11 protein-coding genes are annotated in these 13,856 nt (G+C 57.5%); 7 read left to right on the top strand and 4 right to left on the bottom strand.

Annotation, left to right across the window (positions count from 1 at the left end; genetic code table 11):
- Positions 1-43: 43 nt before the first annotated feature.
- Genes Q0Y21_RS05570 through Q0Y21_RS05580 form a run of 3 tightly spaced genes read left to right on the top strand, consistent with a single transcriptional unit; the run spans position 44 to position 3,115 of the window.
- A complete protein-coding gene (locus Q0Y21_RS05570; RefSeq protein ID WP_297792363.1) occupies positions 44-664 on the top strand; it encodes a TetR/AcrR family transcriptional regulator in 621 nt (206 codons plus the stop codon).
- 38 nt (positions 665-702) lie between these two features.
- On the top strand, positions 703-2,277 hold the full coding sequence (locus Q0Y21_RS05575) for a PQQ-dependent sugar dehydrogenase (RefSeq protein WP_297792364.1): 1,575 nt from the start codon (positions 703-705) through the stop codon (positions 2,275-2,277).
- A gap of 46 nt (positions 2,278-2,323) precedes the next feature.
- On the top strand, positions 2,324-3,115 hold the full coding sequence (locus Q0Y21_RS05580) for a TSUP family transporter (RefSeq protein ID WP_297792366.1): 792 nt from the start codon (positions 2,324-2,326) through the stop codon (positions 3,113-3,115).
- 10 nt (positions 3,116-3,125) lie between these two features.
- Here Q0Y21_RS05580 and Q0Y21_RS05585 read toward each other — a convergent pair whose 3' ends face one another.
- Positions 3,126-4,187: a PA0069 family radical SAM protein gene (locus tag Q0Y21_RS05585; RefSeq protein WP_297792368.1), complete on the bottom strand. Its 1,062-nt coding sequence runs from the start codon at positions 4,185-4,187 to the stop codon at positions 3,126-3,128.
- A gap of 148 nt (positions 4,188-4,335) precedes the next feature.
- Between Q0Y21_RS05585 and Q0Y21_RS05590 the strand changes: the two genes are divergently transcribed.
- The 3 genes from Q0Y21_RS05590 to Q0Y21_RS05600 are packed head-to-tail and all read left to right on the top strand — an operon-like array spanning position 4,336 to position 6,354.
- On the top strand, positions 4,336-4,953 hold the full coding sequence (locus tag Q0Y21_RS05590) for a LemA family protein (RefSeq protein WP_297792370.1): 618 nt from the start codon (positions 4,336-4,338) through the stop codon (positions 4,951-4,953).
- Positions 4,953-5,702, top strand: coding sequence for a YgcG family protein (locus tag Q0Y21_RS05595; RefSeq protein ID WP_297792372.1), 750 nt, complete (start codon positions 4,953-4,955; stop codon positions 5,700-5,702). Before Q0Y21_RS05590 ends, Q0Y21_RS05595 begins: the two co-directional genes overlap by 1 nt.
- 34 nt (positions 5,703-5,736) lie before the next feature.
- A complete protein-coding gene (locus Q0Y21_RS05600) occupies positions 5,737-6,354 on the top strand; it encodes a TPM domain-containing protein (protein WP_297792374.1) in 618 nt (205 codons plus the stop codon).
- A gap of 27 nt (positions 6,355-6,381) precedes the next feature.
- Here the strand turns inward: Q0Y21_RS05600 and Q0Y21_RS05605 are convergent, their stop codons facing one another.
- From Q0Y21_RS05605 to Q0Y21_RS05615, 3 genes are all read right to left on the bottom strand, one after another.
- The gene (locus Q0Y21_RS05605) at positions 6,382-9,045 is read right to left on the bottom strand and encodes a mechanosensitive ion channel domain-containing protein (protein WP_297792376.1); all 2,664 of its coding nucleotides are present in this window, start codon (positions 9,043-9,045) and stop codon (positions 6,382-6,384) included.
- A gap of 87 nt (positions 9,046-9,132) precedes the next feature.
- A complete protein-coding gene (locus tag Q0Y21_RS05610) occupies positions 9,133-10,941 on the bottom strand; it encodes a glycerophosphodiester phosphodiesterase family protein (protein WP_297792378.1) in 1,809 nt (602 codons plus the stop codon).
- 37 nt (positions 10,942-10,978) lie between these two features.
- A complete protein-coding gene (locus Q0Y21_RS05615; protein ID WP_297792380.1) occupies positions 10,979-12,844 on the bottom strand; it encodes an LTA synthase family protein in 1,866 nt (621 codons plus the stop codon).
- 175 nt (positions 12,845-13,019) lie between these two features.
- On the opposite strand from Q0Y21_RS05615, the gene Q0Y21_RS05620 reads away from it, so the two are divergent.
- A complete protein-coding gene (locus tag Q0Y21_RS05620; protein ID WP_297792382.1) occupies positions 13,020-13,847 on the top strand; it encodes a hypothetical protein in 828 nt (275 codons plus the stop codon).
- The last annotated feature ends 9 nt before the right edge of the window (positions 13,848-13,856 follow it).

The raw sequence follows: 13,856 nt of genomic DNA on the forward strand, positions 1-13,856 counted from the left end.
CAAGGCAAACCATACCCGGGGTATGGTTCACCGGAGGTGGCAGATGGAAAAGGGACAGGCTACCCGTGAGCGGTTGTTGGACATAACCGAAAAATCAGTGCTCAGGAAGGGCTTTGGTGCAACCTCGATTGAAGAGGTGATTGCCGAGGCAGGTATTACCAAAAGTGGCTTCCTCTACCATTTTTCCAACAAGAACGCGTTGGCCCGCTCGTTATTGTCGCGCTACATGACGCGTGAGGACTCTCTGCTGGATGACGTGTTTGCCCGTGGCCGGGAATTGACCGATGATCCGTTGCAGGGGTTCCTGGTGGGGCTCAAATTGTTGGCGGAGATTATGGAAGATCTGCCGCAGGAATATCCGGGCTGCCTGGTGGCGACCTACTGCTACCAGGAAAGCCTGTTTGATAGCGATGTGCGGGAATTGAATCGGCGAATTGTCCTGAACTGGCGTGAGCGGTTTCGCACGTTGCTGGACTCGATCCTTGAGCATTACGAACCCCGGGATGCCATTGATCCGGATGCGTTGGCGGACATGGTTTCAACGGTCATTGAGGGAGGCCTTGTACTTGGCCGTGCAACGGGAGAGCGCACCATTCTGCCAAGCCAGCTAATGCTGCTTCGCAGTTACATCAAACTGTTGTTCGAGCCTGGCGCTTCGCGGTAATGGGACGTTGTTTATCCGGTTGAAGGAACGGTATAAAAATGAAGAAGCCTGTTGGGTGGATGAGGGTGCTGGCTGCTTTCTTGATAGCTCTGGTGGTTGGCATAGTGGCTGGCAGTCTCGTTCAGACCCAGTTTAACCTGCTGGCTCTCCAGAACCTGGGCGTTGAGATCGGCATCGGCACGCGTTTACAGACAAGCCTTGAGGATCTGGTGAACTTTGTTCCGGTCTACGCGGTGGTATTTGGGACCAGTTTCCTGATGTCGCAACTTGTGACGAGCCTGTGTATCCGGCTGCTCGATCTGCGCTGGCGGGCGCTTTTCCTGCCATTAGGTGCTGCTATCGGACTTTGGGTTACATTCAAACTGATAGATTCTCTGGCCCCCATGCCCACAGTGATTGCGGCCACCCGGAATGCCGGGGGAATGGCGGCCATGTTGGCAACTGCGGCGCTTTCCGGTTGGTTGTTTGCGCACTTCTCCCGACGGCGAGTCGGACTTGCTCGTCATTTTGCCTTAGGCGCCGCGATCATCACCATTGGATGGATAGCACCTCCGGAACCGGTTCAGGCCGATGCGTCCTCGGGATATCGCCTGGAAACCTTCGCCATAGGGTTGGAACACCCATGGTCCCTGGCGTTTCTGCCCGATGGCAGGGCCCTGGTTACCGAGCGGCCAGGGCGCCTGCGCTTACTCTCCGCTGATGGGCAGCAGGTGTCTGAGCCTCTGGCAGGTGTGCCGGAAGTATTCGCTTCCGGCCAGGCGGGATTGTTTGATGTTCTGGTTGCACCGGACTTCGATGAGAGCCGCCAAATTTATCTGGCGTATGCTTGTGGCACCTGGAGGGCTAATCACACCTGCGTTTCCCGTGGAAGGCTGGTGTCGGGTGGGCTCGACAACGTCCAGGAGGTATTCCGCAGCTTGCCAGCAAAAGCAGGGGATGCCCACTATGGTGGGCGCATGGTGTGGCTGCCCGATGCGACCATCATCCTGACACTGGCAGATGGTTTTGATTATCGAGAGGAAGCTCAGAAACTGACGAGTCACCTTGGCACCATTGTCAGGATCAACCGTGATGGCTCAGCGCCAGAGGATAATCCGTTTGCGGCAAAGCCGAATGCGCTCCCGGAAATATACAGTTATGGGCATCGCAATGTTCAGGGCGTGGTTTACGACTGGCGCAATAACCGCCTGATTACCCATGAACACGGACCCCGTGGCGGCGATGAGATCAACGTTATCGAAGCTGGTAAAAACTATGGCTGGCCAGTGGCTACGTTGGGGCTGGACTACACGGGTGCGCGGGTGTCGCCGTACACGGAATATGACGGCATGGAATCTCCCGCCCTGCACTGGACGCCGTCCATAGCGCCGTCGGGCATGACACTCTATGACGGTGACCTGTTCCCGGAATGGCAGGGCAGTCTGCTGGTGGGGGCTCTCGCTGAGAGACGTGTGCATCGCGTTGTGCTCAGCAACGATGGTGCAGTGGATATGGAAACCCTGTTTGGTGAGTTGGGCGAACGCATCCGGGATGTGCGCACTGGACCGGATGGCGCGGTGTTCCTGCTCACAGACAGTCCGGACGGGAGGGTAATACGGGTAACTCCGTGGTAAGGTACGCCGCCTTAGCCACCGTCTGGATTGTCTTTGTCAGGAAACCATGTCTGATCTTGCGCTCTACCAATACGCGCTCATTGCCCTGATTTTTATCTGGAGCGGCTTTGTCCGCTCCGGATTGGGGTTTGGCGGCGCGGTATTATCCTTACCTTTCCTGCTGCTGGTGCTCGACGAGCCACTGGTGTTCCTGCCGATCATTTCGGTTCATCTGCTGTTCTTTTCGTCTCTGACCATCTGGATGAACAATCGTAAGTCCGGCAGGGAAAAACGCGGCAGGGATAACGGCGTGGCTGCCGAGGGCACGGTGGACTGGCGTTATCTGTGGAAAATACTGGGAATCATGATCGTACCCAAGCTGATCGGCGTGGTGGGGCTGATTACCATGCCGTCCCATATCCTCAGCGCTATCGTCTTCGTTATTGTCGCGTTGTACTCAGTCTCCTACATTCTCAACAAGCCTTTCCGCAGTGGCAGCCGGACTGTGGATACGGTTTTCCTGATGGCGGGTGGTTATATCAGCGGCACCTCGCTGATCGGTGCGCCTTTGATTATCGCCGTTGCTGCCCAGCATCTGCCGAAAGAAAAGCTGAGGGACACCCTGTTTGCCCTGTGGTTCATTCTGGTTACGATCAAAATGGCGGCCTTTGTCTATGCAGGCGTGGACTTGCAACTGATTCACCACCTCTGGTTATTGCCAGCCGCGGCTGTTGGTCACGTCATTGGGCTGAAAGTTCATGACCGGATGCTGAGGGCGGAGACACCGATATTTTTCCGGGTCCTGGGGACGGTATTGCTGGTAGTCAGTACCGTGGGTATGGTCAGCGTCCTGCTGTGACTCAGCGGGGCTATACAAGATTCAATTGTTCCCCGCCCGGGCGGCGGAACAGATCGGTGCGCAGTGGGGCTGTCTCGTACTGATCCATGCCCAGACTCCGGATTTTTCGGTTGAAGCGCTGGCGGATCAACTCGGCGTATGGACCGGTGCCGGTCATGCGTGTTCCGTAACGGGAGTCGTAACTTTTGCCTCCGCGTAAATCCCGTATACGGTTCATGACGTGATCCGCACGTTGTGGAAAATGCCTTTGCAGCCAGTCGCGGAACAGTTCATCCAGCTCCAGCGGCAACCTCAGCATGATCCAGCTTGCCCCTTGGGCGCCAGCCCCGAAGGCTGCCTCCAATATAGCTTCCAGTTCCTGATCGTTAATAAACGGGATGACTGGTGCCGCCAGAATACCCGTCGGCACGCCGGCCGCCGATAGCTCGCGGATAATCTTCAAACGCGTGGCCGGGGCGGCGGTGCGGGGTTCCATAACACGTTTCAGACCGTTGTCCAGCGTGGTGAGACTGACCCTAACCGAACAGAGCCCCTGGGCGGCAAGCTCAGACAGCAAATCCAGATCGCGGAGAATCAGCGCCCCCTTGGTAATAATCGACACGGGATGGCGGTATTCAGCCAGAACTTCGAGAATTTCCCGTGTGATGCGCCGTTGTTTTTCGATGGGTTGGTAGGCGTCGGTATTCACGCCCAGGGCAATGGTGGAGACTTTGTACCCGGGTTTGTCGAGTTCTCTGCGGAGTTGTCGGGCGGCGTTCGGTTTGGCAATCAGGCGGGTCTCAAAGTCCAGGCCCGGAGAAAGGTCCCAGTAGGCATGGGTTGGTCTGGCAAAGCAGTAGATGCAGGCGTGCTCGCACCCGCGATAAGGGTTGATCGATTGGTCAAACGGCAAGTCAGGGGACTGGTTGCGGCTGATAATGGTCCGCACCTGATCATTGGTCACCTCGGTAGCCAGTGAGTCCGGGTTCAGTTCATCGTCCGGGTCCTGGTACCAGTCGCCGTCTGTCTGCCGATCAGTGGCAATGGGCTGGAACCGGTTTTGGGGGTTCAATGCGGTGCCGCGGGTTTTCATGGTCAGCCTCTAATGCTGTTTATATATACAGTATTGGTTATAGTACGCCTCGTATTTGAAGGTGTCGACCCCCATATAAGCGGTAATTGTGTTAACGTCCTGACGTTACTTATTCTGGATTCACAGACGCTCAAGGAACGGATACATCATGGTGAACAGTCCTGCCATCACGCAGCGCCACAATGGTCTGCGGCTTACAGTTCTTGCCCTGTTGGCACTTATGCTGACGGGGTGCGGTATCAACAACATTCCCACCTACGACGAGCAGGTAAAAGCCGCCTGGTCCCAGGTACAGAACCAGTACCAGCGTCGTGCCGATCTGGTCCCCAATCTGGTGGAGACCGTTAAGGGGTTTGCAACCCAGGAACGGGAGACTCTGACGGCGGTCATTGAAGCCCGCTCGCGGGCGACCTCGATCCAGGTGGATGAGAGCATCCTTAATGATCCGAAGAGGTTGCAGCAATTTCAGCAGGCGCAGGGCGAGTTGAGCAGTGCCCTGAGCAGGCTGATGGCAGTGTCGGAGCGGTACCCGGACCTGAAATCCAGCCAGAACTTCCTGGCATTGCAATCCCAGCTTGAGGGCACGGAAAACCGCATTGCCGTGGCGCGGAGGGATTTCATCCAGGCCGTGGAACGGTACAACACCGAAATTCGCACCTTCCCGGGCAGGCTCTGGCACAGTTTCCTGTACAGCGATATGGAGCTGCGTGCCAACTTTGAAGCCACGACGCCCGATGCTGAGGAAGCGCCGCAGGTGGAATTCTGATGACTATGCTTAGTTACCGGATGCTCGTCTTCGCCACGCTGGCCGTGCTGCTGCCTCTCCATGCATTGGCGCAGTCCGCCCCTGATTTTCCCGAGTTGACCGGGCGGGTGGTGGACAACGCCGACATGTTGCCGGCCCCGGTGGAATCGCGTCTGGGCCGTATGCTGGAAGCCCACGAACAGGCCACCAGCGAGCAGGTCGTGGTGGTAACGCTGCCGAATCTCCAGGGGTATCCGATCGAGGACTACGGCTACCAGCTGGGTCGGCATTGGGGCATTGGTCAGAAGGGTGAGGACAATGGCGCCTTGCTGATCGTGGCGGAAGACGAGCGTCGCATCCGTATTGAGGTGGGTTATGGCCTTGAGGGGCGCCTGACGGATGCGACCTCCGCCACCATCATCAACCAGATCATCACGCCGGCCTTCCGTGCCGGGGATTTCCCCACGGGTATTGCCAATGGGGCCGAAGCCATGATTCAGGTACTCGGCGGTGAGCCGCTGGCGGTTCCGGAATCCCGGCCGGTGAGTCAGGATGATCGACCCCATCCTGCGCTGGGTATCCTGTTCTTCATTATTGTGGCCCTGTCGTTCTTTGGTGGCATGGGTAGTCGTCGTGGTCGCGGCGCACTCCTGGGCGGTCTCATGGCCGGTTCCATGATGGGCGGCCGTGGCGGCGGAGGCTTTGGTGGCGGTGGCTTCAGTGGTGGCGGTGGCGGTTTTGGAGGCGGTGGTGCCTCCGGCGGCTGGTAAAACCACTCCATGATTCAACGAGATTGATATAACCATGACACTATTGAGTGAAAGCGAGAAGAAACAGGTAGCCACGGCCATAGCCGAGGTAGAGCAGGAGACTGATGCCGAGTTGGTGACAGTTCTGGCAGCCAGTTCCGATGACTATACCTATATCCCGTTGCTGTGGGCAGGCATCCTGGCGTTGTTACTGCCCGGCGTGGTCAGTTACTTCACCGGCTGGCTTGGTGTAAACGGGCTGTTGATGGCCCAGTGGAGCACGTTCATCGTGTTATGCCTGCTATTCCGGTTTTCGGGTGCAGGCCACTGGCTGGTGCCCAGGCCCGTGCGATACTGGCGCGCGTCCAATATGGCCCGGCGCCAGTTTCTGGAGCAGAACCTGCACCATACCGCCGGCGGCACGGGCATGCTGATTTTCGTGTCGGAAGCCGAGCATTATGTTGAAATCCTGGTGGACCAGGGTATCTCTGGCCAGATCGACAATCAGGTATGGGAAGGGATTGTCGCTGACTTCACCAGCAAGGTGCGCCAGGGTCGGACACTGGATGGCTTTGTTGATTGCATTCGGGCCTGCGGTGCCCAACTCAAGGCCCACATTCCTGCCACCCGTGAGAAGAATGAACTGCCCAACCACCTGATCATCCTGGAGTAATCCGAGGCAGGTGGCGGTGGGCTGCGACTACTGGTCGGATCTGGCCAGCCCGGGGATATCCGGTACAGTGCGGACATGGAGGTCGCGCTGTGGGAAGGGAATCTCGATGCCGGCCTCCCGCAGTGCCTTGGTGACCGAGGCGTGAATCTCGTGTGACAGTGGCATGATGTCCAGCAGATCCTTGACGAAAACCCGCACCTCGAAATCAATGCTGCTGTCGCCAAGCCCCACGCAGAACACGGCCGGCGCAGGGTCGTCAACCACGCGTTCGTTGTCACCGGCAACGTCCATCAGGATCTGTTGTACGGTATCCACATCTGACCCGTACGCCACACCCACCCGAAGTATGACTCGTGTAATTGGATCGGAGAGTGTCCAGTTAGTCAGGTCCTGAGTGACGAAGGTCTTGTTGGGGATGATTTGTTCCTTGCGGTCCCAGTCAACCAGCGTCGTCGCACGGATGCGAATACGTGATACCGTGCCGGTAATGCCGCCAATGGTCACCGTGTCACCGACGCGGATCGGGCGTTCAAAAAGCAGGATAATACCCGAGACGAAATTGGCTACAATCTCCTGCAGCCCGAACCCGAGCCCAACCCCCAAAGCGGCCACCAGCCATTGCAGTTTTGACCACTGAACACCCACCACGCCGAGGCATATAATGACCCCGACGATAACGATCATATACGTGGCGATGGTGGTGATTGCGTAACCGGATCCCGGTTGCAGGTGCATCCGGCTCAGAACCGTTACCTCCAGGGTTCCGGGCAGGTTTTTCACGGCCAGCACCGTGCCTGCCCCGACCAGCAGGGCCAGCATCAGGTCCCCCAGAGTGATTGGTAGTGGATCTCCACCCTCAAGGTCCGTGGCAATGGTCCACAGGGTAATGTTGTCAAACAGCTGCAGGGCGGGGATGACGTTGGCCCAGAGTACCCAAAGCCCTGAGATGGCCACCACGGCGATCAGAATTTTCAACAGCGACGTGCTCTGTTGGTTAATGTCCTTGAGGTCCATTTCCGGCATATCCAGTGCCGGAGGCATTCCTTCACCTGAGGATTCGGCGGATTCCCTTGCTTCTGCCATTTTACGCTCTGCGGCTCGTTGCTCTCGCAGACGTTTCAGCGTTAACCGACGTTCCCGGACGGCGAGAGCACGTAACCCGAGATAGAAGAGCAGCGCGTTGAAGGCCAGCCAGCAGATGCTTATGAAAATATTACGTTCCAGCTCCAGGGCGGTGTAGTGATACCCCAGTATGGAGGCCACGGCCAGCACCGGCGGCGTGGCAACGGCCAGAAAATGCAGCACGCGTAGAAAACGACCGTCCGGTTTTGTCGCACGAACGGCGCTCATGATGCGTTGGGCAAATATCGCCAGGGTCACCGATACCAATATGAACAGCAGTCGTCCCAGGCTTTCTTCAAATTTGGAGCCACTGGGTGTCGCCGTGGTGGCGGAAAGAATCGTAATGGGGATGAGCACGGCCAACAGGATCGGAATCTCCCTGCGAATGGCTTCCAGGGAGTGCTTGTTCCAATGAAAATGCCTGTCGCCGAGACCGTCCTTGCGCGCAACTTTGTGAATGAAATTCAACAGTAGGGTGATGAAGGCAGCAGCGGTGAACCCATTGGAGAGTGCTGAAAAGAATTCATTGCCCTCCATTAACAGTAATGCGCCCGCAGCGAGCGCGAGTACACCCGGGAGGGTCAACAGTACACTGTTGATGAGGGCTAACAGGGTTAAGGCAATGCGGTCCCGGCCCACATTGCCGACATGCTCACCATTGGCCTTAAGGTTTGCCTTGATTGAGCGGCGTTTGAACAGTAACAGTGCGAATATCAAAGCAAGCGCGCCAAGGCGGACGGATCGTTCTTCAAAAGATGCTTTGATTGCCTGACTGAAAGGATCCAGCCTGAACTCGGAGGCAAGCCAGCTGAGCGATTCCAGGAGGCCCGAGAAGGTCTCGGAGCCGGCCGGCGAGGCGTTGGGTAGCCAGAATAGTCGTTGTTGCAGCAGTGTCTGGTAATCCAGTACCTGTTCCTGAAGGGCGATGACGGTATTGTAGTAATCATTCAGAACGTCAATGTGTTGGGTGACCGCGGCATGGAGTTCGCGAATCAGCCTGGCCCGGTCGCTGCGTAACTGACCACGGGAATTGTCTTCAGGGTCCACAATCGCTTCATACTCTTCCAGCCTGAGCTGCTCTTCGCGTGCGGTGGACAGTTGGTCCTCAATGCCCTTGATCAGTTCGCTGGCAATGGTCTGTCGCCGAAGACGCTCCAGCCTTTGTTTCAAGAGCCCGGCATAGTCACCAGTCAGATTGAGTCCGGCTTTCTCCAGCCTGAGCTCAAAGCTTTGGTATTCGTCTTTCAGGCGATTGAGGATGGATTCCGCGTAGTCCAGATGCTCGACACTGGACTCGACACCGGTCAGGCGTTGGTTCAGGGATGCCCTAAGGGCCTGTATTTGCTCGCGGATGTCCGCATTCATGGACTCCTGGAGCTCGATTTTCGGCTGCTTCTCGTTGCCGGCTTTGAGCTCGGGTTGTACTGCTGGTACCGGGGCTTTTTCGTCGGACTTTGTGTCTGTCTCGTCCTGACTGTGGGCTGGCATAGCCATCGAGCAGAGCAGAACCAGGAGGATGACCCACCAACTCATCAACGTTGTATTGGATGATCTGCGATAGCCTCTCATGGATGAATTATCCCTGCCCTGGTCATTGATGTTTCATTTTTTGCTGGTGTCACATGAGTTTACCTCATATGGGAGGATCTGCACCGCTCACCGCAACCAGTTGCGGAGTTTGGTCGCAAGCAGCTCAGCATTGGTCAGGGAGGCCCGTTCCTGCAACAGTTCCGAGAGAACATCGGGTCGGTCAGTGATGATGTTGTCGACGCCCATGTCTATGAATTTCGTCATGGATGACCGGTGATTCACTGTCCATACATGAAGCTCGTTGTTGTCCCGATGAGCCCTGGCCACGGCGGCCGGAGTCGCGCGGTTACTCCGCAACCCCAGGATGTCGTAATTGTCTTCCCAGAGCGGGCCGACAATAAACTGCGCCAGCAGGGCTGTTTTCAGCTCCGGCTCCAATTGCTTGACCTCCCGCAAGGTTGTCCAGTCAGCAGCGGCGATCACAGTGCCTTCCACGAAGTTTTTGCGCTGCAACAGCTCAACAACTGCCTGAGTCAGGTTGGGCGTGTTGCGATCCGGCTTCAGGTCCAGAAACAGGTGTGCTCTTCCGCGTACGGTCTCAATAGCCTGGGAGAGGGTGGCGATCCGCTCTTCCGCAAAGTCCTCATTAAACCAGCGGCCAGCATCCCTATTGCGGATGTCCTCGTAGGCGACTTCGCTGATCCGTTCCTTCAGCCCGAAAATGCGGCTCATGTCGGCGTCGTGCCAGAGTACCGGTACGCCATCGGCGGTAATCTGTACGTCGACCTCAATATAGTCGGCACCGTCCCTGATCGCCTGTTCTATGGCGCTCAGCGTATTTTCCGGTGCTTTAAAGGCGCTGCCCCGATGGGCCGTGATGGCCACGTGTTCGCGTTGGTCCAGTGAGTCCACCACAAGCCAGGCTTGTCCCAGTGCCAGAATGACCACAAGCGCTTCCGCAATCCATGCTTTCGGGCCGGCATTGTCTGGCATCGGGTAGCGAAGGGACGGCTTCGGCATGCCCGCGCTGCTGTTGGTGGCTCGGTAATACAGGCTGACGATGAACGCGCCGTAAGCAGCGGTACCAAAGAAGGTGACGGCGATACCGATAAGGATGTAGCCGGCAATGAACAGGAAAATGGCCGGAACCAGTATGCCCGTCCTGTCAGGCAGGATGGTCAGCAATAAGGAGGCGATCTGGTCGAAAGCCAGGGTGACCAGGATTGGCAAGAGAATCACTGCAGTCAATCCGGAGGCCAGCACGCCGGTGGCGTGTCCTTTGTGGCCGCGTGTCAGCCGCGTACTTTCCCGCAAGGCCTCGAGGGGGCGCTGACTTCGCACCATCAGGCAGGGTACGGCCAGTATCCATCGCAGATACAGGGCGCCATTACAGGTGATCAGCCCGATCATGGATAAGGTGGCGCAGGCCGAAAACCACCACAGTTCCGGTGGCAGCTCCTGGCGCAGTAGGTACGGATCGTATGAGGCAATCAGCCAGGCCCACGCTGCCCCGGTTGCCACCAGAAACGGCAGTGCAATCAACAAGTGGGTGAATACCTGAATGACCGTTAACTGGATCAGGGCCAGGCATCTGCGTGCTGTTCCCCAGAGCGCACCCAGAGCGGTCTGGTAATGCCGGTATGGAGGCGAGTCTGCAATCAGTGTCATACCCGCTTGCTGCAGCATGATAACCAGTATGGTCAGGTTGAGAGTCACCAGGACCCAAACCACGCCACCGGGGGAGGTCAGAAACTCGACGATCCCCCCGGTGCTGATGGCGGCCCGACCAGTCACCGGGCGCAGCGAGGCCAGTGCCCAGGTGATGGCCGGGGTGATCACCGCCATGGCCAGACCGGAGAAAAACAGGTGGAAGGTCAGCAACGCCCGCCGACGAGTGTGCAGTATATTCAGTGTGCTGGTGATCAATGTCTTCATGGGTCACCGACAATCAGGACTCTGAATGTGTCGTAAGTTAGCGCTGCTCCTCCACGTGGTTAGGGGCGCTTGCATCCTCGAACAGCGCCAGCCGTTCTTCCAGTGACAGGAACGGCGGCTTGTCAGACTCCTGGAAGCTGCCGAACACACGCTTTGGATTGAAGGACCAGGAGGTGCAGCGGGCGAGCATCTCTGTACAGGCCAGCAGTTGCCCGCTTTCACGAAGGAAGTATTTGAGCCCGGTGTAGGTGTCCGCCAGCATAATGTCCCTTCGCTTACGGTCGTTCAGGGCCAGCAAGCTGCGGCCGATCATCTCACCGGCCTGGTCACCGAGCCCGGTTGCATCCAGTATGGTCATGGGGATGTCCAGTTGCGCGGTAATGGCGTTTTGATGCGCGTACCGGGATAAATCACTCTGCTCAGGCGGTCGAAGGGCCAATACCCCAAGGTTGCTGTTCAATGGCAGGGTTTCGTGGTCGGAGCGCACAAATCCGCCGGATTCATCAGATGTAAGGATGATCAGGGTGTTGTCCAGTGTGCCCGCGGTCTCCAGTTGTTCCAGAAAGTCTCCCAGGGACTTCTCCATCACTTTCATGGCATTTCGGCGTGCCTGTTGGGGCTGCACCATGGAGGCTTCGGAGGAGTCCCCTTCAGTTTCAGTCTCGTCATTGGTTATTTCCTGCTCGGCTTTCTGCCCGATATTGAACGGGTGGTGTGTGCCTACATTGAGCAGGGTGACAAACCAGGGGGACGTCTCCTGATCCAGTTTCTCCAGGCGCGTGGCGACATCCTTGAAGTATATGGGATCAGGGGGGCCCCAGCCGTCGATCTCCTCTTGATTGCCCAGGTGTCCGGCGCCGGTCACATCCATAAAGCCGGCCCTGGGCATGAACTTGTCTTTCTTCATGTAGGCAATCGGTGCGGCCTGCCAGTATGCGGTGTAGTAGCCATTATCCCGGAGTTTGCTCGGCAGGCAGTCCGGATTGGTGCGCTCTTCCGCCACATCCAGCATCTTGTTCGAGGGCCGACGGAAGTCCGGGTAACGACCACAGAGGATGGCGAACGTCCCGCGGTCCGTCTGACGCTCCATGCTGAGCATATTTCGATAGAGCCTGAACCCCCGGTCTGTAAGCATGCTCTCCAGATGTTCCAGTGTGACCGCAGGTTCCAGACCGTGGTAGCTGCTGATGCTGGGTAAATAACCGCCTGACAGTCCCTCAATCATGATCAGCAATACGTTGGGAGAATTAGCATTGGGACGGGAGGTGATTTGCTGGTGGAAGAAATTGGTTCGGGCTTCGAGGCTTTCGTCGGTGTCCACGGCCTCGTCACTGATTGCAGTGCCAACGGGATTGACGATCGCTCCGGGGATCTGGGCAAAGGCACTGGCCACAACATTGTTGGCGGGTGTGGTCAGGCTTGGAAACGAGATGGCATAAACAAACACCACGGCGACGGCGGACGTGGTGAGAGCGGTGTGGGCCCTTGGTGGTTGAGGTACCAGTACCCGGTGGGTTTTGTGGAGTGTCCAGGCGAAGGCAATGTATACGGGTAGGAGAGTCAGGTATACATTCAACAGGCTGCCGCTGATAAACGTGGGGTTCATGCCTTTGCCAGCCAGCGCCAGCTGAAACAGGGTGCCATGAGCCATCAGGTGCATACCTGCGACGTAGGCGGCAGCACCCAGCATCACCACGAGAACCGCGCGGAAGCGGCCGCTGGTGATGGTCAACAATACCGCGAGTATAAAAGCGCCGGCAAGATCTCCCAACAGGGTGCCTAGAGGGCTTGGCCATACCCCGCTTTGCAAAATATGTCCGGCACGGACGACCAGTAACCAGCCAAAGGCCAGCAGCCAGGTAAGCAGAAAACGGCGATCGGTCAGAGCCGCGTGTAATCTCATCGGGGCTGATGTCCTGTGCAGAGTGTCTACATACAGTATGCGTCTGCGATCAGGGGGTTCAACCACGGACCCGACCAGATGCGTCTCAGTGTAGCAGAATTAATCTTGGGGAAAGGGTTTTCGATGGTTAAATGTGCGTTTTGGTACCAAGGTTGGGAAGTGGAGGCACGAAACAATGAGAACGACCGTTGCGGGTTTGTTGTCAGGGGTTGCGATTCTTTTGCTGGCGGTTGCGGCGACCGGACAGGAGAGAGCAGCGCAATGGCGTCTCAGTGAAGAAGAGTCTGAGTGGATTGGCCACCAGGTATTCCTGAACGAATGCGCCGGACGTCGGGAGTGCCTGGTGCACTGGAACGAAGGTGAAGCGTTTCCGTCCCTGGGCGTTGGCCATTTCATCTGGTATCCGAAGGGCGTAAACGAGCGTTTTGTTGAGAGCTTTCCAGCGCTGATCGCGTACATGCAAGAACAGTCGGTCGACCTTCCGGAATGGCTCGGGGAGCGTAATACTCCGTGGGCACCCTGGCCGGACAGGGAAGCTTTCCTGAAGGTCGAAGATAGCTCGCGGGTTGAGGCGTTGCGCCAGTTTCTGGCTGGCACAAAGGGTATCCAGGTAGCCTTCATCTTCGAGCGGGCTCAATCGTCCCTTGCGGCCATTGTCGCCGCGGCACCGGATGAGGAGCGGTCATTGATCCGGGAGCGGCTGGCGGCGTTAACCGCAACGCCGGGTGGTGCATACGCACTGATGGATTATGTGAATTTCAAGGGAGAGGGCTTGTCACCCGGAGAGGCTTATCAGGGAGAGGGGTGGGGACTACTTCAGGTATTACGCGCAATGTCCGGGTCAGCGGAGGAACCGGTGCTGGCGCAGTTTCGTGAGGCCGCTGCGACCGTACTGACCCGGCGGGCCAACAATGCGAGCAACCCCATCGAGAAAGAGCGTTGGCTACCTGGATGGCTCAAGCGGCTCGATACCTACCGGGAGCCGCCGGAGTCCGTGTTATGACCGTCCTTC

This window comes from uncultured Marinobacter sp., assembly GCF_947259545.1.
GTDB lineage: Bacteria > Pseudomonadota > Gammaproteobacteria > Pseudomonadales > Oleiphilaceae > Marinobacter.

Coding starts and splice junctions, on each gene's coding strand:
- Q0Y21_RS05605 (WP_297792376.1), bottom strand. CDS start 9,045: ATGAGAGGCTATCGCAGATCATCCAATACAACGTTGATGAGTTGGTGG.
- Q0Y21_RS05585 (WP_297792368.1), bottom strand. CDS start 4,187: ATGAAAACCCGCGGCACCGCATTGAACCCCCAAAACCGGTTCCAGCCC.
- Q0Y21_RS05580 (WP_297792366.1), top strand. CDS start 2,324: ATGTCTGATCTTGCGCTCTACCAATACGCGCTCATTGCCCTGATTTTT.
- Q0Y21_RS05590 (WP_297792370.1), top strand. CDS start 4,336: ATGGTGAACAGTCCTGCCATCACGCAGCGCCACAATGGTCTGCGGCTT.
- Q0Y21_RS05570 (WP_297792363.1), top strand. CDS start 44: ATGGAAAAGGGACAGGCTACCCGTGAGCGGTTGTTGGACATAACCGAA.
- Q0Y21_RS05610 (WP_297792378.1), bottom strand. CDS start 10,941: ATGAAGACATTGATCACCAGCACACTGAATATACTGCACACTCGTCGG.
- Q0Y21_RS05595 (WP_297792372.1), top strand. CDS start 4,953: ATGACTATGCTTAGTTACCGGATGCTCGTCTTCGCCACGCTGGCCGTG.
- Q0Y21_RS05600 (WP_297792374.1), top strand. CDS start 5,737: ATGACACTATTGAGTGAAAGCGAGAAGAAACAGGTAGCCACGGCCATA.
- Q0Y21_RS05620 (WP_297792382.1), top strand. CDS start 13,020: ATGAGAACGACCGTTGCGGGTTTGTTGTCAGGGGTTGCGATTCTTTTG.
- Q0Y21_RS05575 (WP_297792364.1), top strand. CDS start 703: ATGAAGAAGCCTGTTGGGTGGATGAGGGTGCTGGCTGCTTTCTTGATA.
- Q0Y21_RS05615 (WP_297792380.1), bottom strand. CDS start 12,844: ATGAGATTACACGCGGCTCTGACCGATCGCCGTTTTCTGCTTACCTGG.